21 protein-coding genes are annotated in these 24359 nt (G+C 35.3%); 8 read left to right on the plus strand and 13 right to left on the minus strand.

Going from position 1 to position 24359, the window contains the following annotated elements:
• Positions 1–122 precede the first annotated feature (122 nt).
• The 3 genes from eno to ACQ65V_RS08500 all read left to right on the plus strand — a co-directional run bounded on the left by eno (position 123) and on the right by ACQ65V_RS08500 (position 3854).
• Positions 123–1415: a phosphopyruvate hydratase gene (gene eno, locus ACQ65V_RS08490; RefSeq protein ID WP_430467571.1), complete on the plus strand. Its 1293-nt coding sequence runs from the start codon at positions 123–125 to the stop codon at positions 1413–1415.
• Positions 1416–1590: 175 nt separating this feature from the next.
• Positions 1591–2877, plus strand: coding sequence for a citrate synthase (locus ACQ65V_RS08495; protein WP_155089945.1), 1287 nt, complete (start codon positions 1591–1593; stop codon positions 2875–2877).
• 65 nt (positions 2878–2942) lie between these two features.
• Positions 2943–3854, plus strand: coding sequence for a dimethylarginine dimethylaminohydrolase family protein (locus tag ACQ65V_RS08500; protein WP_430467572.1), 912 nt, complete (start codon positions 2943–2945; stop codon positions 3852–3854).
• Between the two features lie 2 nt (positions 3855–3856).
• Here the strand turns inward: ACQ65V_RS08500 and ACQ65V_RS08505 are convergent, their stop codons facing one another.
• From ACQ65V_RS08505 to rsfS, 6 genes are all read right to left on the minus strand, one after another.
• Positions 3857–4123: an acyl-CoA-binding protein gene (locus ACQ65V_RS08505; RefSeq protein ID WP_155089943.1), complete on the minus strand. Its 267-nt coding sequence runs from the start codon at positions 4121–4123 to the stop codon at positions 3857–3859.
• Positions 4120–4773 carry a phosphatidylserine decarboxylase family protein gene (locus tag ACQ65V_RS08510; protein WP_155089942.1) on the minus strand — a complete coding sequence of 218 codons (654 nt, stop codon included), beginning with the start codon at positions 4771–4773 and terminating at the stop codon, positions 4120–4122. Before ACQ65V_RS08510 ends, ACQ65V_RS08505 begins: the two co-directional genes overlap by 4 nt.
• Positions 4763–5584: a phosphatidate cytidylyltransferase gene (locus ACQ65V_RS08515; protein ID WP_155089941.1), complete on the minus strand. Its 822-nt coding sequence runs from the start codon at positions 5582–5584 to the stop codon at positions 4763–4765. The genes ACQ65V_RS08510 and ACQ65V_RS08515 overlap by 11 nt, the downstream gene beginning before the upstream one ends.
• Complete coding sequence (locus tag ACQ65V_RS08520; RefSeq protein WP_155089940.1) at positions 5584–6192, minus strand: LUD domain-containing protein; 609 nt, start codon at positions 6190–6192, stop codon at positions 5584–5586. Before ACQ65V_RS08520 ends, ACQ65V_RS08515 begins: the two co-directional genes overlap by 1 nt.
• A gap of 102 nt (positions 6193–6294) precedes the next feature.
• A complete protein-coding gene (gene ftsH, locus ACQ65V_RS08525; protein ID WP_430467573.1) occupies positions 6295–8238 on the minus strand; it encodes an ATP-dependent zinc metalloprotease FtsH in 1944 nt (647 codons plus the stop codon).
• Between the two features lie 32 nt (positions 8239–8270).
• Positions 8271–8642, minus strand: coding sequence for a ribosome silencing factor (gene rsfS / locus ACQ65V_RS08530; protein WP_155089938.1), 372 nt, complete (start codon positions 8640–8642; stop codon positions 8271–8273).
• Positions 8643–8735: 93 nt separating this feature from the next.
• Here rsfS and ACQ65V_RS08535 point away from each other — a divergent pair, with 93 nt between their 5' ends.
• Positions 8736–9467: a biotin--[acetyl-CoA-carboxylase] ligase gene (locus ACQ65V_RS08535; protein WP_430467574.1), complete on the plus strand. Its 732-nt coding sequence runs from the start codon at positions 8736–8738 to the stop codon at positions 9465–9467.
• Here the strand turns inward: ACQ65V_RS08535 and ACQ65V_RS08540 are convergent.
• Both ACQ65V_RS08540 and pyrE read right to left on the minus strand, forming a co-directional pair.
• Positions 9464–9859: an SRPBCC family protein gene (locus ACQ65V_RS08540; RefSeq protein ID WP_430467575.1), complete on the minus strand. Its 396-nt coding sequence runs from the start codon at positions 9857–9859 to the stop codon at positions 9464–9466. The genes ACQ65V_RS08535 and ACQ65V_RS08540 overlap by 4 nt on opposite strands.
• A gap of 117 nt (positions 9860–9976) precedes the next feature.
• Positions 9977–10621 carry an orotate phosphoribosyltransferase gene (pyrE, locus tag ACQ65V_RS08545; protein ID WP_430467576.1) on the minus strand — a complete coding sequence of 215 codons (645 nt, stop codon included), beginning with the start codon at positions 10619–10621 and terminating at the stop codon, positions 9977–9979.
• Positions 10622–10743: 122 nt separating this feature from the next.
• On the opposite strand from pyrE, the gene ACQ65V_RS08550 reads away from it, so the two are divergent.
• A complete protein-coding gene (locus tag ACQ65V_RS08550; RefSeq protein WP_430467577.1) occupies positions 10744–11325 on the plus strand; it encodes an NUDIX hydrolase in 582 nt (193 codons plus the stop codon).
• Between the two features lie 118 nt (positions 11326–11443).
• On the opposite strand, the gene ACQ65V_RS08555 is transcribed toward ACQ65V_RS08550, so the two are convergent.
• Positions 11444–13075, minus strand: coding sequence for an isocitrate lyase (locus ACQ65V_RS08555; protein WP_430467578.1), 1632 nt, complete (start codon positions 13073–13075; stop codon positions 11444–11446).
• Between the two features lie 68 nt (positions 13076–13143).
• Positions 13144–14742, minus strand: a complete 1599-nt coding sequence (gene aceB / locus ACQ65V_RS08560) for a malate synthase A (RefSeq protein ID WP_430467579.1) — start codon at positions 14740–14742, stop codon at positions 13144–13146.
• A 122-nt stretch (positions 14743–14864) separates the two neighbouring features.
• Here aceB and ACQ65V_RS08565 point away from each other — a divergent pair, with 122 nt between their 5' ends.
• On the plus strand, positions 14865–16343 hold the full coding sequence (locus tag ACQ65V_RS08565; protein WP_430467580.1) for a helix-turn-helix domain-containing protein: 1479 nt from the start codon (positions 14865–14867) through the stop codon (positions 16341–16343).
• 55 nt (positions 16344–16398) lie between these two features.
• Here the strand turns inward: ACQ65V_RS08565 and ACQ65V_RS08570 are convergent, their stop codons facing one another.
• Positions 16399–18150 carry a M14 family metallopeptidase gene (locus tag ACQ65V_RS08570; protein WP_430467581.1) on the minus strand — a complete coding sequence of 584 codons (1752 nt, stop codon included), beginning with the start codon at positions 18148–18150 and terminating at the stop codon, positions 16399–16401.
• A gap of 112 nt (positions 18151–18262) precedes the next feature.
• Between ACQ65V_RS08570 and ctlX the strand changes: the two genes are divergently transcribed.
• A complete protein-coding gene (ctlX, locus tag ACQ65V_RS08575) occupies positions 18263–19195 on the plus strand; it encodes a citrulline utilization hydrolase CtlX (RefSeq protein ID WP_430467582.1) in 933 nt (310 codons plus the stop codon).
• A gap of 53 nt (positions 19196–19248) precedes the next feature.
• On the opposite strand, the gene ACQ65V_RS08580 is transcribed toward ctlX, so the two are convergent.
• Together ACQ65V_RS08580 and ACQ65V_RS08585 are read right to left on the minus strand one after the other, a co-directional pair.
• Positions 19249–21303: a tetratricopeptide repeat-containing sensor histidine kinase gene (locus ACQ65V_RS08580; protein WP_430467583.1), complete on the minus strand. Its 2055-nt coding sequence runs from the start codon at positions 21301–21303 to the stop codon at positions 19249–19251.
• A gap of 416 nt (positions 21304–21719) precedes the next feature.
• Positions 21720–22085, minus strand: coding sequence for a bleomycin resistance protein (locus tag ACQ65V_RS08585; protein WP_430467584.1), 366 nt, complete (start codon positions 22083–22085; stop codon positions 21720–21722).
• Positions 22086–22206: 121 nt separating this feature from the next.
• Between ACQ65V_RS08585 and argS the strand changes: the two genes are divergently transcribed.
• Complete coding sequence (gene argS, locus ACQ65V_RS08590; protein ID WP_430467585.1) at positions 22207–24348, plus strand: arginine--tRNA ligase; 2142 nt, start codon at positions 22207–22209, stop codon at positions 24346–24348.
• Positions 24349–24359: the final 11 nt, after the last annotated feature.

Consider the following 24359-nt stretch of genomic DNA (forward strand, 5'->3'; position numbering starts at 1 on the left):
ATTTTGTTTTACGAAAACATTATAGTTAAGATTTAATGCAATTCTAATATCAAGAGATATTAATTAGGTTAACTATTTTGTAAATTTGATTTTCAAAATTAAAATAACTTAAACTAAACATAATGAGCATTATAATTAATGTACACGCAAGACAAATTTTAGATTCAAGAGGAAACCCAACCGTAGAGGTAGATGTTGTAACTGAAAATGGAATTATGGGACGTGCAGCAGTACCTTCTGGTGCTTCTACAGGTGAACATGAAGCTGTTGAATTAAGAGATGGAGGCGATGCTTATATGGGCAAAGGCGTGTCTAAAGCAGTGGAAAATGTTAATACGATTTTAGCTCAAGAACTTATGGGAGTTTCTGTGTTTGAGCAAAATGCCATAGATAATCTAATGATAAAATTAGATGGTACACCAAACAAATCTATTTTAGGTGCCAACGCTATTTTGGGAGTGTCTTTAGCAGTTGCCAAAGCAGCAGCAAATGAATTAAATATGCCATTATATAGATATGTTGGCGGTGTTTCGGCAAATACTTTACCGTTACCAATGATGAACATTATCAATGGAGGTTCACATAGTGATGCGCCAATTGCGTTTCAAGAATTTATGGTGATGCCTGTTAAAGCAAAAAACTTTACACATGCTATGCAGATGGGAACAGAGATTTTCCACAACCTTAAAAAAGTATTGCACGATAGAGGTCTGAGTACTGCTGTTGGAGATGAAGGCGGTTTTGCACCAAACTTGGAAGGAGGAACTGAAGATGCATTGGATTCCATTAAAGTTGCTGTTGAAAAAGCAGGATACACCTTTGGCGACGATATTAAAATTGCACTAGACTGTGCGGCAGCTGAGTTTTTTGTAGATGGAAAATATGACTATACTAAATTTGAAGGAGATTCAGGTAAAGTAAGAACATCAGCAGAACAAGCTGAGTACTTAGCTGAACTTGCTTCAAAATACCCAATTATATCAATTGAAGATGGTATGGATGAAAATGATTGGGACGGTTGGAAGTTATTGACAGAAAAAATAGGAGACAAAGTACAATTGGTTGGTGATGATTTGTTCGTGACAAATGTAGAGCGTTTATCGCGAGGTATTGAAAATGGCATAGCTAATTCCATATTAATTAAAGTAAATCAAATAGGTACATTGACTGAAACCATTTCGGCAGTGAATATGGCACACAATGCAGGCTATACATCTGTAATGTCGCATAGATCTGGTGAAACAGAAGACAATACCATTGCAGATTTGGCAGTAGCATTAAATACAGGACAGATTAAAACAGGTTCTGCTTCTCGTAGTGATCGTATGGCAAAATACAACCAGTTATTACGTATTGAAGAAGAATTGGGTGATGTAGCTTATTTTCCTCAGGAAAATGCGTTTAAGGTGAAATAAATTTAAAAACCACTAATTAAATTATAAAAAGCGATTATCGAAGGATAATCGCTTTTGTTTTCTATAGAAAAACCAAATACTTCAATTGTTAAAACGATTATAATTCTACTTCCAAAATCACTTGATATTTCGTAATTTTACAATCCTTTAAAAATTACAAAATACACAAATACATATGTCAGATAAAGCGACCTTAGAAATTAATGGTGACAAGTACGAATTTCCAATTAAAGTTGGTACAGAAAACGAAGTTGCCATTGATATTAAAACCTTGAGAAATGCAACCGGAGGTGTTATTACTATAGACCCTGGTTATAAAAACACAGGAAGTTGCGAAAGCGCCATTACGTTTTTAGATGGTGAAAAAGGTATTTTAAGGTATAGAGGGTATTCTATTGAAGAACTCGCTGAAAAAGCAGATTTCTTAGAAGTGGCTTATCTTTTGATTTTTGGTGAATTACCTACCCATGAGCAATTAAACAAATTCGAAGCTGACATAAAGGAAAGATCTGTTGTAGATGATGATATTAAAAAGATTTTGGATGCGTTTCCAAAGTCGGCTCACCCAATGGGAGTATTATCGTCATTAACAAGTGCATTGACTGCATTTTACCCGTCTTCGGTTGATGTAAAATCAGAGGAGGCGATGTACAATGCCATTGTAAGGATATTGGCAAAATTTCCAATACTTGTGGCATGGACCATGCGTAAAAAGCAAGGATTACCGTTAGACTATGGTGACAAAAATTTGGGTTATGTAGAGAATGTTCTTAAAATGATGTTTAAGAGCCCAAATAGTGAATATGAACAAAATCCTATTTTGGTGAATGCGTTGGATAAGTTACTAATACTTCACGCAGACCATGAGCAAAATTGTTCAACATCTACTGTAAGAATAGCTGGTTCATCTCATGCAGGTTTATTTGTATCTCTTGCTTCAGGTATATCGGCACTTTGGGGACCATTACATGGTGGAGCAAACCAAGCGGTATTAGAAATGCTTGAAGCCATTAAAGAAGATGGTGGTGATACTAAGAAATATATGGCCAAGGCTAAGGACAAAAACGATCCTTTCCGTTTAATGGGCTTTGGTCACCGTGTGTATAAAAACTTCGATCCAAGAGCCAAAATTATTAAAGTGGCTGCAGATGAAGTATTAGGTGATTTAGGTGTTGAGGACCCGATTTTGGATATCGCCAAAGGTCTTGAGCAAGAAGCGTTAAAGGATCCGTACTTTGTGGATAGAAAACTTTATCCTAACGTAGATTTCTATTCAGGGATAATTTATAGAGCTATGGGAATTCCTGTAGAGATGTTTACGGTAATGTTTGCGCTTGGCCGACTTCCAGGATGGATAGCTCAATGGCGAGAAATGCGTATGCGTAACGAGCCAATAGGTCGCCCAAGACAATTGTATATTGGTGAAACCTCTAGAGAATTTAAGTCTATCGATAAAAGATAAATTTCTAGATTAAGAATAATAAGAAGCTTCATATATTTATGGAGCTTTTTGTATTTTCGTTACCTATGAAATTGAATATAAAAAACGAAACTTCAAGACTTAGAGCTGTTGTTTTAGGGACGGCCAAAAGCGTTGGTCCAATTCCATCAATAGAAGAAGCTTACGACCCAAAATCTGTTGAACATATAAAAGCAGGGACTTATCCCAAAGAAGCTGATATGGTCAAAGAAATGGAAGCCGTCGCTAAAGTTTTTGAAAAATATAACGTTAAGGTTTACAGACCAAAAGTAATTGAAGATTATAACCAGATATTTTCAAGGGATATTGCTTTTGTTATAGAAGACAAATTTATTAAGGCTAATATTTTACCAGATAGAGAAGGAGAGTATCAAGCCATTCAACATGTTATAGAGCAGATTGATAAGGATAAAGTTATTATCCTACCAGAAGAGTGCCATGTAGAAGGAGGAGATGTTATGCCTTGGAATGATTATATCTTTATTGGTACTTATACAGGTGCCAATTATCCAGATTATATCACAGCTCGTACCAATATTGAAGCAGTAAAGGCTATTCAAGAATTGTTTCCTCACAAGACCGTAAAATCTTTTGAGTTAAGAAAATCAAATACTGTTGCTAAAGAAAATGCACTGCATTTAGATTGTTGTTTCCAACCCATCGGAAAGGATAAAGCGATACTTCATAAAAACGGGTTTTTAGTAGAAAGCGAGTATGAGTGGTTGGTTAATTTTTTCGGAAAAGAAAACGTATTCGAAATCACAAAAGAAGAAATGTACAATATGAACAGTAATGTATTCTCCATTTCGGAAGATGTGGTAATTTCTGAAAGAAATTTTACACGACTTAATACTTGGCTAAGAGATAATGGCTTCACGGTTGAGGAGGTCCCTTATGCAGAAATCGCTAAGCAAGAGGGTTTATTACGTTGTTCAACGTTACCTTTAATAAGGGATTAGATTTACTTTCTATATAAGAAGTAATTATTAACAAGATCTATATACTCTTGTTTGGCCTCATCTTCAGTAATATCTTGCACTTGAAATAATGCATTGGTCTTAAAGGCATTTATTATGGGTTTACGACTACTAGGTCTTCCATAATCATTAGTAGCTTTTTTATAATAGGCATACAGACGAAGTAAAAAATCTGCAGGAAAAGGTTCTGTATGAGCATTGATACGCTCTACAGCTGCTTCAAATTCTATATTTAATTCTTCTGATGTCATTTCATTTCTGCAATGATACTTTCTCCTCCTCGTACTTTTTGGTTGAGTTTTACCTTTATCTCAGCATCTAAAGGTAAAAATAAATCTACTCTAGACCCAAACTTTATAAACCCTGAATCCGCCCCTTGAATAGCAGTAGAATCTTTTATGGCATAATTTACAATGCGCTTTGCCATTGCTCCAGCAATTTGCCTGTAAAGCACTTTACCAAATCCATCGTTCTCTACAACCACAGTTGTACGTTCATTTTCTTCACTTGCCTTAGGGTGCCAAGCAACTAAATACTTTCCTGGATGATACTTGCTATAAGTGATATTTCCGCTGATTGGATATCTAGTAACATGAACATTAATAGGCGACATAAAAACAGACACCTGAATGCGTTTGTCCTTAAAAACTTCATTCTCCATTACCTCTTCAATAACCACAACTTTTCCATCTACTGGTGATAAAGCGTGTTTTTCATCAGCATGTGTATGTCGTTTAGGGTTTCTAAAAAATTGAAGAATTAAAATAAAGAATATCAGGATGGCAATCATTAAACCCGTTCTCAACCATTCGTTTGTAATGAATTCATCAATCAAAAAAAATGAACCAACGACGATTACAAGTGTGAAAAATATTATTTTATGACCTTCTTTATGAAACATAACTTACAATTCTTAAAAATAAATAGATAAATGGCGATGCAAAGATAAGACTATCTAAGCGATCCATGAGTCCGCCATGTCCTGGCATAATCACTCCACTGTCCTTAACGCCAGCCTGACGCTTAAACTTAGATTCAATTAAATCACCAAACGTACCAAAAACACTAACTATTATCGCTAGGACCAACCAATGTGTGGAATTTAGAGCCTCAGTATATAGTGCTATAAAATAACTCGCTATGCAAGCAAAAAATAGTCCTCCTAAAAATCCTTCAACGGTCTTTTTTGGGGAGATTCTTGGAAACAATTTCTGCTTTCCAAAATTTTTACCAATTAAATAAGCGGCACTATCATTTACCCAAACTAAAATGAATGCACCCAATAACAGCAATGGCGTAAATACATTTTGAAAGTTGGCAATCAGCAACATAAAAATAAAACCACTACTTAAGTAAAACGTGGTAGTAATGTAGCGCTTGGTCTCAAAAAGTGGTATTTTCTTAAAGGTGAATAAGTCTTTTAAAAGAATGAGGTTAACAAATATAGTTACTACAAGTAAAATATTGATGGCTTCACCGCTCCCTATAAAATCAGTTTGATACACGCAGATGTGCCAAAATAAAAAATACAGGAATATGAATATGATATATTGAACATTGGCGTTTAGTTTAATCAATTTGCTAAACTCTACTAAACTTAATATACCGAAAACTGCGAGTAGAATGATGAGTCCTGTCTGAAAATATAGTGACCCAATAAGTAATAAAACATATATAGCACCAGAAATAGCTCTAATGGATAGTTCTTTCATTATAAATCTTCTAATAATATCAGGTATAGATCCTTAGCACTACTACCATAAGTAAGAAAGTCTTTATCATCGGCAGTTTTAAAATGCTTTATCGTTGTGATATTTGTAGGAATAGAAGTTTTGCTTTTTTCCTTTATACCTTTTAAACCCTCACCAATATTTTCTACAAACTGACTTGTGGTCGCATAAATAATAAAGTGCTCAGGTAATTCTTTAAGCTTTTTCTCAGCAATTTGATTTGAGGAAATTAATAACGAACCATCATCTGAAATAAGATACTCACAGGTAGATAAGAAATAAGAACTTTCAGAAACCTTCTTAGTAGTATTAAGATTAAAGTCCTTAAACAAAGATGACAAACGCTCATCAATTAGAAAAACCTTGTCATTGTGCCATTGGTTTTCATCCAAAATAGAATTGAAGCTATCCTTTACTTCTTTCATGTTTTCGCAATACAAGAATTTTCCGCCGTTTGCTTTAAAGTTTATGGTAAAACGTTCATCAGCAGGCAACTTAACTTCAGGCATATATTTGCCACGCTCTTGATTTGGTATTTGTTCTTCGGACTGATCAGATTTTTTTCCGAAGAGTTTACGAAATAAGCTCATTCAATTGTTGCTATTAATCTTGTAATTAGTGCATTTATCAAATATAAAAAAACTTAAACTAACATTAAGTCAATTTAAGTTTTTTATAAGTCTGTAGAGCTATTACTCTTCTTCTTCTATAATCGTTTCTTCCTTATCAAAAGCACGTTTTCCGAAGATTTTTTCGAGGTTATCCTTGAATATCACCTCTTTATCTAGAAGAACTTCAGCAAGTTCGGTAAGCTTATCTTTATTTGCTTCTAAGAGTTTTATAGCACGTTCATACTGCTCTTCTATGATATCTGAAATCTCTTTATCAATAAGCTCAGCTGTTTGTTCACTGTAAGGTTTTGTGAATCCATATTCAGATTGACCAGATGAGTCATAATAGGTTAGGTTTCCTACCTTGTCACTAAGACCATATATAGTAACCATAGCTCTAGCTTGTTTGGTTACTTTTTCTAAATCGCTTAATGCACCAGTAGAGATTTTGTCAAAAATAACTTTCTCAGCAGCTCTACCACCTAAAGCAGCACACATTTCGTCCAACATTTGCTCAGGACGAACAATTAAGCGTTCTTCAGGTAAATACCAAGCAGCTCCAAGGGAACGCCCTCTAGGAACAATGGTTACTTTTACCAAAGGAGCAGCATGCTCTAACATCCAACTTACTGTAGCATGACCAGCTTCATGGAATGCAACTGCACGTTTTTCATCTGGAGTTATAATTTTGTTCTTCTTCTCTAAACCACCGATAATTCTATCAACAGCATCCAAGAAATCTTGTTTATTTACTGCTTTTTTGCCCTTTCTAGCTGCAATCAAAGCGGCTTCATTACAAACATTGGCGATATCCGCACCAGAAAAACCTGGAGTTTGTTTTGCCAAGAAGTCAATATCTAAAGTTTCTTCTTTTTTAAGTGGACGTAAGTGAACCTCAAAAATTTCTTTACGCTCTCTTACATCTGGTAGATCTACATAAATCTGTCTATCAAAACGACCAGCACGCATTAAGGCACTATCTAATACATCAGCTCTATTGGTTGCGGCAAGTACAATAACATTGGTGTTTGTACCAAAACCATCCATTTCGGTTAATAGCTGATTCAAGGTGTTTTCACGTTCATCGTTAGAACCAGAAAAGTTGTTTTTACCTCTAGCTCTACCAATAGCATCAATTTCGTCAATGAATATGATAGAAGGTGATTTTTCCTTCGCTTGTTTAAATAAATCTCTTACACGAGATGCACCTACACCTACAAACATCTCCACAAAATCAGAACCTGATAAAGAGAAGAATGGTACTTTGGCTTCACCTGCTACAGCCTTTGCTAATAAGGTTTTACCAGTTCCTGGAGGTCCTACAAGCAATGCTCCTTTTGGTATTTTACCACCTAAAGCTGTATATTTTTCTGGGAATTTTAAGAAATCAACAATTTCTTGAACTTCCTCTTTTGCCCCTTCTAAACCAGCAACATCCTTAAATGATGTTTTAGTATCTGATTTTTCATCGAATAGCTTGGCTTTAGATTTTCCGATATTGAAAATCTGTCCACCAGCACCACCTCCGCCACCAGAGGACATACGACGCATAATGAAGATCCAAACACCAATTATTAAAATAAATGGTAGTAAGGTCAATAAGAAATCTCCCCAAACATTTTGTTCGGTTTCATACTTAACCTCAGTATCTAAATTATTCTGTTCCTTAATCTCACGTATATCTTTCTCAAAATTTTGAAGATCACCAAACTCAAATTTGTAGTTTGGGACAGGAGTCATTGAAGGCAAAATGGATTTTGGCTTCGATTTTTTATGTACTTCTTGCTCTTGTGCTTCTTTGGTTAAGTAAACTCTTGCTTCTCGTTTATTAACTATTTCAACTTTTTCAACATCACCATTCTCTAGGTATTGTAAGAATTGAGAAGGAGTGGTTTGTATTCCTGTAGAACTGCCAAAACCGCCAGAAAATAATTGTATGGATAAGAATACAGCAATGATAACGCCATATATCCAATACGGATTTACTTTAGGTTTTTTATTTGGATTTTTATTGTCTTTTGCCATCTTGTTTCCGCAAATGCGGTCATCTGTTTAATTTAGTAACTTGTTTCTATTTGCGTCATTTTAGCGTCTCCCCAAAGACTTTCAATGTCATAGTACTCTCTAATATGCTTTTGAAACACATGTACAACCACATTAACATAGTCCATTAAAACCCACTCGGCATTATCTGTACCTTCAATATGCCAAGGTTTATCCTTAAGGGTTTTACTAACTTGTTTTTGTATGGAGTTGACGATAGCGTTTACTTGTGTATTAGAAGTACCTTCACAAACTATAAAATAATCGCAAACCGTATTTTCAATATCTCTTAAATCTAAAATTGTAATTTCTTTTCCTTTAACCTCTTCTATTCCTCCAATGATTGTTGTAATGAGTTGGTCTGCACTGGTTTTTTCTTTCGTCATTAAATTGAATTAAATTTATGCAAAGTTATTATTTTTTTAGTTCTTGTAAGCCCTAATTGTCATAAGAAAACTATAAAATAAAACGCTGTTTAAATGTATATTATCAAACTTGATGCCATTGACTCAACAAACTCGCATCTAAAGACTATGGCATCGGTTGCTTTGCCTAAGGATTACACAGTTGTAGTCGCGGAGCACCAGACTGAAGGACGAGGGCAAATGGGTACAATATGGCAAACGGAAAGCGGTAAAAACCTTACAGCTAGTGTGTTTAAGAAAATGATAGGGTTTAAGGTTAGCAATCAGTTTTACATTAGTATGGTGGTTTCATTGGCGATTTGTAAGGTGCTTAAAACCTTTCAAATCCCTAAAATTAGTATTAAATGGCCTAACGACATTTTGTCAGCAGATAAAAAAATATGTGGGATTCTGATAGAAAACGTCATTAAACATAACAAGTTTCAAGGGTCTGTCATTGGTTTTGGACTGAATGTCAACCAGAAGTTTTTTGACAACTTACCACAAGCTTCATCAATGAGCTTATTAACAGGAGTTCTCTACAATAAAGACGAAGTTTTATCAAAAATTTTAAAGGAGCTTCAATTTTATTTTAAACTTTTGGAATCTCAACAATTCGAGCAATTAAAGTCTGAATATGAAGCATTGCTATTCAGAAAAGATAAGCCGTCAACCTTTAGTACCTCAAAGGATGAAACCTTCTCTGGCATTATAAAAGGGGTTAACAAATCTGGAAAACTAAAAGTTTGGACAGAAGATGAAATTATAAAAACCTTTGATCTAAAGGAACTGACACTGCTTTACTAAACAGCAGTTTTCATATTGGTGACAAGAGTTTCAATAAACTTGCTGATTGGTCCTTTTATCATCATGGCCATCATGGCATTAAATTCACCATTAAATGATAATTGAACATCGCTTTTATCTTGTTCAGCTCTTGTAATGTCTGCTGTTAATGAAAAATCCAATTTTCCGCCGGCAGCACCTAAAACAATTTTATTATAAGGAACAGCTTCCTTTTTTTTAAGGATAATCTCTGGCATTCCTTTTAGGGCGAAGAGAAATTTGTCGTCTTCCAAAACTTCAAATTTGCTAATGTTTTCTGGCATTAAGCTTTCAAAATTTTTTACGTCAGACAAAAAGTTGAACGTTTCTTCAGGAGACTTATCTAAGGTTACTTTTGGCGATTCTAAATTCATGTTTAAAAATGTTTATTCGTTTTTTGTTTAGTCGTTAAGTTGTCTTGTTACGTTAAAGGTTCATGATTAAAAATCAATTAAAAAATTCCACAACTAAACAAATCCACATATTGCATATCAATTAGCGTTCCACTCGCTAGGATTGGCATTCCATTGGGCTAAAATGTCTTGTTGTTTTTTAGTGATGTAACGCGTGTCTAGGGCTTGTTCTAACAGATTTTCATAATTGCCCAGCGTATGTAATTCTACATTGGCGTCTTCAAAATTTTTCTTTGCCACATCAAAACCATAAGAAAAAATTGCCACCATTCCTTTTACATTTACCTCTGCTTCGTTAAGTGCTGCGACTGCATTGAGGCTACTTTTTCCTGTGCTGATTAAATCCTCAACCACTACAACGGTTTGTCCTTTTTCAAGGTAGCCTTCAACTTGGTTTTGGCGACCATGTTTTTTAGCTTCTGGTCTTACATATACAAATGGAAGATTTAGATAGTCTGCCACTAACGCACCAATACCAATTGCTCCTGTTGCTACACCTGCAATAACATCTGGCTTACCATACAGTTCCTCAATTTCTCGAGCCATAGTTTCTCTTATGTAATTTCTAATAAGAGGATAGGATAAAACGATTCTGTTATCGCAGTAAATGGGTGAATTCCATCCAGATGCCCAGGTGAACGGATCATTGGGCTGTAGTTTTATAGCATTAATCTGCAATAAAACTTCTGCGGTTTTTTTAGCGGTTTCTTTATTAAAAATCATGGCGCAAAATTAATGATTTTTGCAAGTATTACATTTTTTAATGGTAAATTAATTTTTGAGACTAAGCGATTACGCTAAAAAATAATATTTTTACAAGTAGAAAGTAATAACGGACCAAATCCATGCACACTATTTATGTAGGTGATAAGCCTATAATATTAACTACAGAAATTAAGCAAGAAACCGACTTTAAGAATTTTTTGTTAAAATCGGTAAACATAGGCAAGGTGATTAAAACCCTCAACAATACGGACTTGCAGGCTGTACACCTTATCCATAAAAACCCTGATAAGCTTTTAAAAAAGTTCTTGAAGCTATTGCCAAACGTTGTTGCTGGTGGTGGAAAGGTTTACAATGATAAAAACGAAGTTCTTTTTATTTACCGAAACGAGAAATGGGATTTACCAAAAGGAAAAGCAGAGCGAAAGGAATCCATTGAAGAGACTGCAATAAGGGAAGTAGAAGAGGAGACAGGTGTAAAAGGACTGAAAATAACAAAACCACTCTCAACCACTTACCACATCTTTAAACGCAACGGAAAGCATAAAATAAAAATCACGTATTGGTTTGAAATGAAAACCAGTTTTGAAGGTAAATTATCACCAGAAAAAAGCGAAGGCATTACCAAAGTAAAGTGGCTAGATGAAAAAGCGTCTCAAGAAGCTTTGGAAAATAGTTATGCTAATATTCGGGTTTTGGTGTAGAGCTAGGATTTCTACGAAAGGTATAATCTTTCAAGATTTCCATATAGAATGTAAAATAAAGGCAAATTACCGATTAAAATAATTTGCCTCTTACTATTAATTAATTTGCCATTTTTATCTAGGCAACCACACCTAATTTTTTCTTCTTCTTTTGGTTTTCTGGCTTCAACTTAAATTGGTTGGATGTGTTCTTCTCACCTCCGGCCTTTAAGGCCTTGTCACCAGCAAAAAATGTTTTGTGGTCATCACCAAGGTCAGAACCTGCCATTCTTTGGTGCTTAACACAAGACACACCTTTTCTGATTTCCTGTCTTTGAACACCTCTTACATAAGCTAACATACCTTCATCGCCAAAATAGTCTTTGGTTAAATCGTTCATGTGAAGTGCCGTAGTGTGATACGTTGGAAGTGTAATTAGGTGGTGGAAAATCCCAGCTTCTCTTGCTCCGTCCTTTTGAAATGTTTTAATCTTTCGGTCTGCGCGATAGCATAACTCAGTACCATCATATTCTGCAGCCATTAAATTGTTTCTATCATAAGCGGTCATGTTCTCTCCTTCTGCCACCATTTCTTCATAGGCTTGCTTACGGAAGTTCAGCGTCCAATTAAACGATGGCGAATTGTTATACACCAATTTTGCATTTGGCACAACAGCTCTAACTCGGTTTACCATATTGGCAATTTGCTTCACATTTGGTGTTGGAGTTTCAATCCAAAGTAAGTCGGCACCATTTTCAAGACTGGTAATACAATCCAAAACTACGCGATCTATATTTGAGCCTTCCTTAAATTTATACAAGCCATTTGGTAAACGTGTTGGACGAACCAATTTGTTGCCTCTTTTTATAAGCACGTCATTTTCATAAGCGTCTTCAATAGCAATTTCTTTAGCTTCAACAAAATCCAAATATTGGGAAGCCAAATCACCTGGCTCTTTGCTTACAGGTAATTTCTGTGTTAAACCTGCACCTTCGGAATCTGTTCTTGCGACTATGATACCATCATCTACACCCAATTCTAAAAAGGCATATCTAATGGCATTTAATTTGGCAACAAAATCCTCGTGAGGTACGGTAACCTTACCATCTTGGTGGCCACATTGCTTAGCGTCTGACACTTGATTTTCAATTTGAATGGCACAAGCCCCAGCTTGAATCATTTTTTTTGCCAATAAATACGTCGCTTCCTCATTGCCAAAACCTGCATCAATGTCTGCTATTATTGGTACAATGTGTGTTTCAAAATTATCGATTTCATCCTGTACGTCTTCGCCATTTTCCTGCCTTCTGAATAAATCGTTTAGCTCTATCGCATCAGCTTGTCTCAGAAAATCATAGATTTCTGCAATGAGACCAGAAACAGCAGTTTTTTCATGCATGGATTGATCTGGTAACGGTCCAAATTCTGAACGTAGTGCAGCAACCATCCAACCAGAAAGATATAGGTATCTTTTGCTCGTGGTTTTATGGTGCTTTTTAACGGCAATCATTTTTTGCTGCGCTATAAACCCGTGCCAGCAACCCAATGATTGTGTATAGTTAGATGAATCTGCATCATAAGCTGCCATGTCTTCTCGCATAATTGCAGCTGTATATCTCGCAATGTCCAGACCGGTTTTAAAACGGTTTTGTGCAACCATTCTGGCAGCATTTTCAGATTTGATAGCGTTCCAAGTTTCGCCATACTTTGCTTTAAGATTCTGAATGGTTTCCAATGCAGAACTGTAATTGAGTTGTGATAAATTTTTCATAATTTTGAAATGATTATTTGATTAATAATTAGATCCTGTTGATTGTGTCCGCAATCGCAGGATCGCTTTTATATATGCTTGTACGCAGGAAGCGTTAAAAATTCTACAAATTCTTCTGAAACTACCAGTTTATTGAAAAGCTCAAATGCCAGTTTAAATTTGGTTTTACTGCAATTACCCTCGCCAACTTCCTTGATAATTTTTTCAATTTCATCATCAAACAATGTTTTGTAAAGTGCCATGTTAAACGTTCTTCCATCTTCAAGCTTAGCTTCGTTTTTAAGCCATTGCCACACTTGCGTTCTGGAAATTTCAGCCGTTGCAGCATCTTCCATTAAATTATAGAGCGCTACGGCTCCGTGGCCACGTAACCAAGCTTCAGTATAAAGAATGCCAACGTTTATGTTTTTTCTTATTCCAGCTTCGGTAATGGTGCCTTTTGGCAGTTCGACCAAATCTTTTTCGGTAACGGAAATATCATCACGAGTGACATGTAATTGATTTGCGGTTGGCATATGCTTGTTGAATTCATTCATAGCAACCTCTACCAAAGCAGGATGCGCCACCCAAGTGCCATCGTGTCCGTTTTTCACCTCACGTTCTTTGTCCTTTCTTACTTTTTCCAAAGCTTCAGCGTTTGCTGTTGGATTGTTTTTAATCGGAATTTGTGCTGCCATGCCACCAATTGCTAGAATTCCTCGTTTGTGGCAACGTTGAATCACAAGTTTTGAATAGGCATCCATAAAAGGCGTGGTCATCGTTACCTGGTCGCGATTTGGCACTAAAAAGCCATCGTGGTTTCTGAATTTTTTGATGTATGAAAAAATATAGTCCCAACGTCCGCAATTAAGACCAACAATATGGTCTTTCAATTCATAAATGATTTCGTCTAACTGAAAACTCGCTGTAATGGTTTCAACCAAAACGGTTGTTTTAAATGTGCCGATTGGAACATTCAAATACTCTTGGGCAAAATTGAAAACGTCGTTCCACCAGCGCGCCTCTAAATAATGCTCTAATTTTGGAAGGTAGAAATACGGAGCCGTTCCTTTTTCCATTAAGGTTTTGGTATTATGAAACACATAAAGTCCAAAATCCACCAAGCTGCCAGAAGTAACTTCATCATTTATTAAGATATGTTTTTCATCAAGATGCAAACCTCTTGGCCTAACCAATAACACAGCAGGATTTTCGTTGAGCTCATAATACTTGCCACGTTTGGAATCCGTTAATGAGATGGTTCTGTTATTGGCATCTTTTAGGTTTCGCTGACCTTTAATAGTGTTTTTCCATGTTGGAGCGTTGCTATCTTCCAAATCTGCCATAAAAGTTTTGGCGCCAGAATTCAAGGCGTTAATTACCATTTTTCTATCCACAGGTCCTGTGATTTCCACACGTCTGTCCTGTAAATCTGCAGGAATTTCGCCTGCTGTCCAGTCGTTTTCTCTGATGTTTTTGGTTTCCGGTGGAAATTTTGGAAATTCACTATTATCAAAAACCATCTGTTGCTCAACTCGGGATTTTAGAAGTCCCGATCTTTTTGAATTGAATTTCTCATGAAGCGCAATAAGAAAATCGAGAGCTTCATCGGTTAGTATTTCGGGAAAATAATTATTCACTTCTTTAGAGAAGTTAATTTTGGTTTGTTTGAGAAGCGTTTGTTCCATATCTAAATTATTTTGAAACAATATTAGAACAAAGTTTTTTAAAAAACAAGCGAACGTTCGCTAAAACGATAAAATTCACAAAAATTAGTTTATTCGCAAATTATATTATCTTTGAATTATATATGGAAGAAGATTACATTAAGCTCATATTTGGGCTAAAACTAAAGCAGATTAGAACGGAAAAGAACCTGTCGTTGTTCGGGTTATCCAAGATTTCAGGATTGTCAAAATCATATCTCAATGAGATTGAAAATGGCAAAAAATATCCCAAACCAGATAAAATCGTGACACTTTCAGAAAAACTGAATGTGCCTTACGACCAAATGGTGTCGTTAAAGTTGGACAAAAACCTTGCTCCGATTGGTGAATTATTGCGCTCCAAAATTTTTAAAGAAATTCCTTTGGAGCTTTTTGGTATAAAAGAGAGCCACCTTATAGATATTGTTGCCAATGCACCAGCAAAAGTAAATGCATTTATTAGTACGATTATAAAAATTGCACAACATTATAATTTTACTCGCGAGAATTTCTTTTTGGCTTCTGTAAGATCTTTTCAAGAAGCGAATAACAATTATTTTGGTGATATAGAATTACAGGTTTCAAAATTTATAGAGGCCTATCAAATAGATACAAATCATAGTATTTCTGCTAAGGATTTAGAAGATATTTTGATAGAGGAATATGATTATAAAATCATACACGATGAATTGAGTAAGTACAAAGCTTTGGATAATTTACGCTCAGTATACGTACCTAAAACAAAAACCTTGTTACTTACTAATGAGATTGACGAGGGACAACGCGCCTTTATCTATGCAAAAGAATTAGCTTATAATTTTTTAGGAATTAAGGAACGATTATTTACATTTCCATGGATAAAATTTGACACTTTTGATCAAGTGCTTAATAATTTCTACGCCTCCTATTTTGCAGGAGCTCTAACTATTCCTAAAGAGATGATTGTTGGTCTTTTAGAGGATATATTTGAAAAAGATGTATTTGATAGGGTGTCGTTCTTAATGGCTATTAAGGCGTTTAATGCTTCGCCTGAATCATTTTATCAAAGACTGACCAATATTTTACCAGAAGTATTTAATATTCAGGATTTGTTTTTTTTACGATTCACACATAAAGTGAATAGTGGTAGATTTCATCTTAAGAAAGAATTGCATTTGTCACACCAACATTCTCCTCGAGCTAACGAGCGCAACGAGCATTACTGTAGGCGATGGGTGTCTTTGCAGGTATTAAATGAAATAAGCACAAATGATAATGATCATCAATTCGATATTCAGATTTCAAATTATACTAATGAAGGTAGAAAGTATTTGGTATTATCTTCAGCCACTAAAGATCCATTTAGTGAAGATTATTATCGTAGTATTAGTGTCGGCTTGCTAATTAACAAACAACTTCAGCGGAAAATTAACTTCCTCTCAGACTCAAATATTGTTAAGCAAGAAGTGGGTGTTACTTGTGAACGATGTACTATTGAGAATTGTGAAGTTAGGCAGGCACCTCCGATGGTTCTAGAAGAAGACGAAAAGAATTTAGAAATAGAAATGATTGTTGAAGAGTTGAAGACAAAGTTCAATACTTAAAATAAAAGACCAATACGAAATAGGAAAATAGCTGTCCTGATATTAGGGTTTTGATTTAGTTTACCCTATAAACAGGATACTGCAAATGCGCCTTTTCATAATTACCACTCTGCTTATGAATCCAATCTAATTGCGCAAACCAGTTGTTGGCAAAATCCTCATTGTAGCTCACTTTAATATTGTATTCAATCTGAAGTTTTGGATTTGCGCTTAAAAGTTGCTTAGCCTTGTCTTCCCAAACATAAGGGGAAAAGCCTTCTTTTTGCTGTAAAATGGTATCGAAAAAATTCCAATTAAAAAATGAATCTGGAGCCGTTGGTTCTAAGGTTTCGAGCAGGTAGCGCATCGCCTTTTGGTCTGTACTTACCATATAATCCCCTTTTCTAAACCTTATTTTCTCTTCAGAGGATTTTACTTTGGTGTTGTAATGTGGGTAGTGGCCTTCGTAAGCATTGCGACGTGTATCGTAAATATCTATTTTGTAGGATTCTACGGTTAATGTGGTGTCGGCTTCAATCTGTGTAAACGCTACGTTATTCAATTCTAATAAATCCATCACATGATGCCAACCTTGCGGAATGATATAAGCTTTTGGAATGCTAACTTCTGTGGTTGGCACAAAATAGTTTTGATAAGGAACCTCTTTGGTAAAAGGTTTTGATCGGTCATATTTTAAACGTTGTGCACCAGTTAGTTCGCTTTCTATCATTTCGCCTTCATAACCTTTAAAATTTAAGGTTGATGCTCGTATGGTATCAACAGTCCAAGCTAAAGGGTAGGTATCTCCAGCAGACCACGTGTTGAATTGCTCAGCACGTAGTTGGGTGATTCTGTCACCTTGCTCTTCCGTGATTTCCAACATGCTTTTCATTAATTCATATGTGCCTTCTACACGTTGCTTGTAAGGTTTTAGCATGTGGGTTTCTACCATCATGCCCAAGGTGTTAAACAATGTGGTGTAGCCTGTTGAGTATCGAGGTGAATCCATAAACTGTGTGAAGCCAGATTCTGGTGTGCGGTTAAATACATTAACGTAAGGTGTGATGTCCCAAGATTTTGCTTCGAGTTTTTGTTCTAATTGTGGCATCATTTCGGTATGTAGATAATCTCCTAATTTTCCGCCTAGTTTGTTGTGCTGCGTAAATAAATGGGTTAAGATATATTGGTAATCGGCACCATTGCTCACGTGATTGTCTATAAAAACATCGGGTTGTACCAAATGGAAAATCTGCGCAAAAGTTTTGGCGTTTTTAGTGTCGGACTTTATAAAATCCCGATTGAGGTCATAATTACGTGCATTACCTCTAAAACCATATTCTTTTGGTCCGTTTTGGTTGGTGCGTGTACCTGAATTTCGGTTGAGACTTCCACCGACATTATAGATTGGAATGGTCACTAAAATCGTACGTTTTGGTGCTTCAATCTTGCCTTGCACAATGTCCCTGTAGAGCATCATGGTAGCATCGATACCATCAGATTCGCCAGGATGAATACCATTATTAATAAGCAGAATTCGGTTATCTTTTCTCAGCGTTTCAAAATCATCACCAGAATTGTTCATGTTTAAAGTAACGATGTGCAAGGGTTTCCCGGAATCGGTCTCACCAATTTCCTGGATTGAAATTTCAGAATAACTATCCGCCAAATCTGAATAATATTGAATTGTTTCGTCATAGGTTGCCGTTTCTAAACCTTTGCTTTTTTCAAACACAGTGGTAAAGTCAATATCCGTATGGTTATCCACTTTATTTTCCTTATTTTCTGAACAAGAAGTGATTAATAATAGTAGAATTAAAAGTTTTTTCATGATGAATAGGATTGTGCTTCAAACTTACAGATTTTAAGAATAAAAATTACCAACTTCATAAAATTCAGATTAGAAAAATCACTAATTTTGCAAAACTTTCAAAATTTAATACATGCAACAAACCACAGATACCATATTAATGATTCGTCCTGTTAATTTCAGAATGAACGAGCAAACTGCCGTCAACAACTATTTTCAGGAAGATTTAGATATTAAAAATGCTGAAATCAATACGAAAGCACAGGAGGAATTTGATGCTTTTGTTGAAAAATTGAGAGCTGTTGGTATTAATGTGATTGTTGAAGAAGATGACAAGTTAAGAGATACTCCAGACTCTATATTTCCGAATAACTGGGTAAGTTTCCATAGTAATGGTGATGTAGCTGTATATCCAATGTTTGCTGAGAATAGGAGACGTGAACGCAGAGATGAAGTCTTTATGAGACTCGAAAAAGAAGGGTTTAAAATTGAAAATATTATTGATTACACGTCTGCAGAAGATGAAGGTGTTTTTTTAGAAGGCACGGGAAGTATCTTAATGGATCGTATGAACAGAAAAGCCTATTGTGCTTTGTCACCACGAGCAGATGAGGATTTGTTTATAGAATTCTGTGAAGATTTCGAATATACTCCAGTCATTTTTACCGCCAACCAAACTGTAGATGATGATCGTTTGCCAATTTATCATACCAATGTAATGATGTGTTTGGCTGAAAACTTCGCTGTGATTTGTTTGGACAGTATTGATGATAAAAAAGAACGTAAAAATGTAGTGAAGCATTTAAAGCAAGATGGTAAAGAGATTATTTCTATTACTGAAGCTCAGATGCACCAGTTTGCGGGCAATATGTTACAACTACGTGGAAATGAAAGCCGCTATTTGGTAATGAGTGAAGCTGCACACAAGAGTTTAACAAAAGACCAAATCAATCGAATAGAAAAACATTGTCCGATTTTGTCGAGTTCATTAGAGACTATTGAAACTTGTGGAGGTGGTAGTGCGCGTTGTATGATGGCTGAGGTGTTTTTGCCTAAGGAGGTGTAAACGTTTATAAGTTTGGAATTGCTTCTATTTATTTAAAACTGTAGATAAATAAACTAAGCTATTGGAGCCGCCTTTGGAAGTTCTATAAAGAACTTACTACCCACATTTTCAGTACTTTCTACCCAGATTCTTCCGTTGTTTAACTCTACTAAATCTTTAGCAATTGTAAGTCCGAGTCCAGTACCTTTTTCGTTTTTAGTACCAACGGTCGTAAAGTTTTTATTGGCATTAAAAAGCTTATCGATATTTTCTCTAGAAATACCTACACCTGTATCTTCAACACAAATAAGGGCTTTGCCATTAACATCTTGATTTGAAATTGTAATAACATCACCAGTTCTACTAAACTTAACGGCATTAGTGATTAAATTCTGAATCACGATTTCTACCATGCTTCTATCTGCATAAATAAAGTCACGTTGAGATTCATCAATAAGCACAATGCGTTTGTCCTCTACCTTTTGTTCTACCAATGCCATTTTGGTGTGGAACACTTCCTGAATATTAAACAATTCTGGTTTTGGCTCTAAACTTTGCATTTGTGATTTAGACCAGTTTAATAAATTGAACAAGAGTGAAGACGCATTATTGGCATTTTCACTCAACTCAGGTATTAGCTCTCTAAACTCTTCTTTAGATATACTGTCTTCTTTAAGTAAATCGAGAAAAGCCTTTATAGATGATATGGAATCCTTTAAGTCATGGGAAACTATTGAGAAGAGTTTGTCCTTCACTTGGTTGACTTCCTCAAGATGATGGGTCTGTTCTAAGATTGCTTCATTTCTAACTTCCTCTTGTGCTAATTTTTCTTTTTGTTCTGCTATGGTTGCTTTTTGTTTTCTGTTTTTAATAAAAATGAATAACAATAATACAAGTAATAGTGCCGTGGCAGCAAGAGCTCCATATAAAACCAAAGGGTTGTCTAGCCAAGTCTTTTTGCCATCAGTACTGTTTTCTTCAAAATTGTTGATGTCATCTTCAATTGGGTTAGAGTCATCTAAATCTAAAGGTTCAACATCTGTCGGGAAAACAGGTTGGTCGGTTTCTGCTAACTCTTCTTTTAGGTCATAATACTTATTTTGCCAGAAGAAGGCATTCTGAAAATAACCACGAGTAGAGTCTAAAGCAATATGTAGCTTATAGTTTTCTAATAGCTCAGTTTTGTTATCAATTTTTTGAGCGATAGTGTAGGCTTCGTTAAGTTGAATTTCAGCAAGTCTTACTTTTTTCTTTTGAAGATTTAAATTACCAATGGCATTAAGTGCACGAAGAATGCCCTCTTGGTTGCCTTCCCTTCTGTTATACTTTAAACCTTCAACCAAATAGTCTGAAGCCTTATCGTATTCTTTAAATAGTAAGTACTCGCTACCAAGCTTCGGAAGTATTTCGCCACGAACGTCTTTATCATTTGTTGGGTTAAGCATATCCAAAACCTTTTCGTAATACTCAATGGCTTTGCGATGCTCTTTTCGCATAGAATAAAGATCTGCAATATTTTTAGTGGATGCTATAATGCCTTTTCGGTCATTGATTTGCTCCCTTACCTCAAGCGCTTTAATATTGAATTCAATTGCCTTATCAATTTGATTTGTCTTAAAATAAGCTTCAGCCAAATTGTTGTAGGCAGAGCTGAGTTCATCTTTTAGGTCTTGCTTTTCAAAAATGTCAATTGCAGAAAGCGAGTTTTTAAGTCCAACACCATAGTTACCGCGCCTTATTTCAATAAGTCCAATGCTGTTACTTACTTTAGCGATGCCTAGAGTATCACTGATTTGTAGATAATATTTTCTGGATTTATCGTAATTATCAATGGCATTGTAGTAATCGTTACGCTGTGTATAGATTAAGGCTCTGTAGTATGTGCTTTCTGCTAAGCCTTTAGTATAATTTAAGCTTTCAGACAGTTTAGCAGTTTGATTAATGTAGAGTAACGCTTTTTTGTAGTCTTCAACGGAGTAGAGTTCATCAATGAGCATTAGCGATAGGTCAACCTTTGTAGAATCAGCTTTTTGATAAGCTAATTGTACGGTAAGGTCGTCTATTCTATCATTTTGTGAAAAAATGAAGAATGAAACAAGACACGCAGCTAATGTCAATAACTGCTTCATACTTGCCTGATTGAAAGACGAAGTGCAATGTTTTGGTGTATATAACTTTTATAGAGGGATGCTAAAAGTAAGTCAACACTAAACAATAACGACGTGGTTAATGTTCGATAATTAAGCCTCATTAATGTTTGGGACATTTGTTAATAGCCTACCAAAAATGCCATAATGTGCTCAAATACACTAATAATTGGGATTTAATACCAATAAATTAGATAAACTGACCGATGAAAATATTGAAAAAAATGTTGTATCGATTAACGGCAGAAATCATGGAAAAACGACCATTTTATCGATGAAATGCACGATTTTTGTAATATGCTGCTAATTAATTAGTTAAGATTAAATAAGTCGAAAGCTGGAAGCGCTTTATGCTCAAAATCAAAAAGACATTGATTCTCCAAAAACAGGTGATTTTATCACTCAAGCTCTTGCCCAAATTTAATTAAATTCCCATCTTCATCTAAAATGGCAAATTCGCGCATGCCATAAGGTTTATCTTCTAATGGTCCATTAGGATGAATTACACCAAAAGGTTTTAATTCTGCATATAGTGTATCAATGTCCTTAACATCCACGTAGCAACTTGTGTTTTCGGGATGGATTTTGTCATTGCATTTCCAAAAGTGAACTACAAATTTATCTCTGGCTATAATGGCATAATTCTCATCCAAATAACCCACGCGATTAAAGCCAAGTTTGGTTTTATAGAATTCAACGGTTTTCTTAATATTTAAAGATGCTAAAACAGGAATACCCTTAAGTAAATGTTCTTTTCTTTCCATTTTTTGATTGATGTATTTTTTCTTCCTTAAAAATAGGGAATTAAGATGATTCAAAATCTTAATAAAACAATAAAACTCCTATCTTTGCAAGCGTTTTAAACACCAAAAGGCAAAGTAGAAAATGAACCTTCAAGACACTTTAGAAGTATACGTAAAAGCCGCTGTAAAAGCACTTTTTCAATCGGAATTGGAATCTGTGGAATTTCAGGCGACTCGCAAGGAGTTTGCAGGTGATATTACGGTTGTAGTATTCCCAATGTTGCGTGTGCTGAAAGGTAATCCTGCAGTCATTGGAGAGCAAGTTGGGCAATATTTGCAAGACCATGTGGACTTGGTTAAAGGTTTTAATGTTGTAAAAGGCTTTTTGAATATAGAAATTGACGATGCTTATTATTTCAATTTCTTCAACGAGATTAAGGATAAGACCAACTTTGGTTTTGCTGAGCTCAAGGATAATAAGGCTATAATGGTAGAGTATTCTTCGCCAAACACCAACAAGCCATTACACTTAGGCCATATTAGAAATGTGCTTTTAGGATATTCGGTTGCTGAAATTTTAAAAGCGTCTGGTAAAAAAGTTTACAAAACCCAAATCATTAATGATAGAGGCATTCATATTTGTAAAAGTATGCTGGCTTGGCAACGTTTCGGGAATGGTGAAACACCACAATCTACGGGATTGAAAGGTGATAAGTTGGTTGGGAATTATTATGTTAGATACGACAAAGAATATAAAAAGCAATTAAAAGAAGAAGTTCAAAAAGAGTTAGTAGATAAGATAACTAAAGCGAAAGAAACTGGTGTTTGGAATAAAATAAGTGAAACAAAAGAACCAGTACTTTTATTATTAGTTAAGTCTTATGATAGAGCTCTTAAAAAGTATGTTCATGACACTCTAAATTTAGATTGGGAGTATGTAAACCAGAAAGTACATTATATGAGTTCCTTTTCTTTAAGTTATAGTGACCCAACTGAAGAAAAAATTAATGATATAAAAGAAAAGTTTAATGATATTATTTCGCACAATGATATTATCTCATTTAATATCTCTGAGGATGCAGATGAAGTTGAAAGAAAGATTACCAGTTATCTTGAGAAAGAAAATGAAATAGTAAAAAATGAATTAGAATCTGATAAAAATGTAATATCAAAAGTTGAAATACTAGCTTCGGCCCAAGATATGCTGCGTAAATGGGAAGCAGGAGATAAAGACGTCGTTGCCCTTTGGGAAAGAATGAACAATTGGGTTTATGATGGTTTTGAAGAGACCTACAAAGCCATAGGAGTAGATTTCGATAAATACTATTATGAAAGTCAGACGTATCTTTTAGGCAAAGAATTTGTTTCCGAAGGACTGAAAACAGGTGTGTTTTTTAAGAAAGAGGATGGTTCCGTTTGGTGCGATTTAACCGATGAAGGACTAGATGAAAAAATAGTGTTGCGTAGTGATGGTACTGCGGTTTATATGACCCAAGACATTGGTACGGCAATTCAACGTATTAAGGATTATCCAGATGTTGGCGGAATGGTTTATACCGTAGGTAACGAACAGGATTATCATTTTAAAGTTTTGTTTCTAATTTTAAAGAAACTTGGTTTTGAATGGGCAAAGAACCTATATCACTTAAGTTATGGTATGGTAGATTTACCAAGTGGTAAAATGAAGAGTAGGGAAGGAACTGTTGTTGATGCTGATGATTTAATAGAGGAGATGGCGAATACGGCTGAAGAAATTTCCAAGGAACTCGGTAAACTCGATGATTACTCAGAAGAGGAAAAGAAAACACTTTATAAAACCATTGGCTTAGGAGCACTTAAATACTACATCCTAAAAGTAGATCCTAAAAAAAGAATATTGTTCGACCCGAAAGAGTCTATCGATTTTCAAGGGAATACGGGACCGTTCATTCAATATACCTATGCGAGGATTCAGTCGATATTAAGAAAATCTGACTCTGATGTCACTTCGACTTCGCTCAGCGACCAGATTGTTTTACACGAAAAGGAAAAGCAGTTGTTAAAACAGCTAGAGCAATTCCCAGAGGTGATTCAAAATGCGGCAGAACAACATAGTCCGGCTTTAATCGCTAACTATACTTACGATTTGGTAAAGGATTTTAATTCGTTTTATCAAAATGTGTCCATTCTTGGAGCAGATACCGATGAAGAAAAAGGGTTTAGAGTAGCCTTGTCTAGATCGGTTGGGCAAACTATTAAAAATGCATTTAGTGTTTTAGGTATTGAAGTACCTGAGCGTATGTAGGGTTTCTTTAA

Origin of the sequence: Winogradskyella ouciana, from assembly GCF_965284585.1 — a bacterium.
In the GTDB taxonomy this organism is placed as follows: Bacteria; Bacteroidota; Bacteroidia; order Flavobacteriales; family Flavobacteriaceae; genus Winogradskyella; species Winogradskyella ouciana.

What these genes read in the sequence shown, in the direction of transcription:
- eno (WP_430467571.1), top strand. Translation starts at nt 123, where the DNA reads ATGAGCATTATAATTAATGTACACGCAAGACAAATTTTAGATTCAAGA.
- ACQ65V_RS08495 (WP_155089945.1), top strand. Translation starts at nt 1,591, where the DNA reads ATGTCAGATAAAGCGACCTTAGAAATTAATGGTGACAAGTACGAATTT.
- ACQ65V_RS08500 (WP_430467572.1), top strand. Translation starts at nt 2,943, where the DNA reads ATGAAATTGAATATAAAAAACGAAACTTCAAGACTTAGAGCTGTTGTT.
- ACQ65V_RS08505 (WP_155089943.1), bottom strand. Translation starts at nt 4,123, where the DNA reads ATGACATCAGAAGAATTAAATATAGAATTTGAAGCAGCTGTAGAGCGT.
- ACQ65V_RS08510 (WP_155089942.1), bottom strand. Translation starts at nt 4,773, where the DNA reads ATGTTTCATAAAGAAGGTCATAAAATAATATTTTTCACACTTGTAATC.
- ACQ65V_RS08515 (WP_155089941.1), bottom strand. Translation starts at nt 5,584, where the DNA reads ATGAAAGAACTATCCATTAGAGCTATTTCTGGTGCTATATATGTTTTA.
- ACQ65V_RS08520 (WP_155089940.1), bottom strand. Translation starts at nt 6,192, where the DNA reads ATGAGCTTATTTCGTAAACTCTTCGGAAAAAAATCTGATCAGTCCGAA.
- ftsH (WP_430467573.1), bottom strand. Translation starts at nt 8,238, where the DNA reads ATGGCAAAAGACAATAAAAATCCAAATAAAAAACCTAAAGTAAATCCG.
- rsfS (WP_155089938.1), bottom strand. Translation starts at nt 8,642, where the DNA reads ATGACGAAAGAAAAAACCAGTGCAGACCAACTCATTACAACAATCATT.
- ACQ65V_RS08535 (WP_430467574.1), top strand. Translation starts at nt 8,736, where the DNA reads ATGTATATTATCAAACTTGATGCCATTGACTCAACAAACTCGCATCTA.
- ACQ65V_RS08540 (WP_430467575.1), bottom strand. Translation starts at nt 9,859, where the DNA reads ATGAATTTAGAATCGCCAAAAGTAACCTTAGATAAGTCTCCTGAAGAA.
- pyrE (WP_430467576.1), bottom strand. Translation starts at nt 10,621, where the DNA reads ATGATTTTTAATAAAGAAACCGCTAAAAAAACCGCAGAAGTTTTATTG.
- ACQ65V_RS08550 (WP_430467577.1), top strand. Translation starts at nt 10,744, where the DNA reads ATGCACACTATTTATGTAGGTGATAAGCCTATAATATTAACTACAGAA.
- ACQ65V_RS08555 (WP_430467578.1), bottom strand. Translation starts at nt 13,075, where the DNA reads ATGAAAAATTTATCACAACTCAATTACAGTTCTGCATTGGAAACCATT.
- aceB (WP_430467579.1), bottom strand. Translation starts at nt 14,742, where the DNA reads ATGGAACAAACGCTTCTCAAACAAACCAAAATTAACTTCTCTAAAGAA.
- ACQ65V_RS08565 (WP_430467580.1), top strand. Translation starts at nt 14,865, where the DNA reads ATGGAAGAAGATTACATTAAGCTCATATTTGGGCTAAAACTAAAGCAG.
- ACQ65V_RS08570 (WP_430467581.1), bottom strand. Translation starts at nt 18,150, where the DNA reads ATGAAAAAACTTTTAATTCTACTATTATTAATCACTTCTTGTTCAGAA.
- ctlX (WP_430467582.1), top strand. Translation starts at nt 18,263, where the DNA reads ATGCAACAAACCACAGATACCATATTAATGATTCGTCCTGTTAATTTC.
- ACQ65V_RS08580 (WP_430467583.1), bottom strand. Translation starts at nt 21,303, where the DNA reads ATGAAGCAGTTATTGACATTAGCTGCGTGTCTTGTTTCATTCTTCATT.
- ACQ65V_RS08585 (WP_430467584.1), bottom strand. Translation starts at nt 22,085, where the DNA reads ATGGAAAGAAAAGAACATTTACTTAAGGGTATTCCTGTTTTAGCATCT.
- argS (WP_430467585.1), top strand. Translation starts at nt 22,207, where the DNA reads ATGAACCTTCAAGACACTTTAGAAGTATACGTAAAAGCCGCTGTAAAA.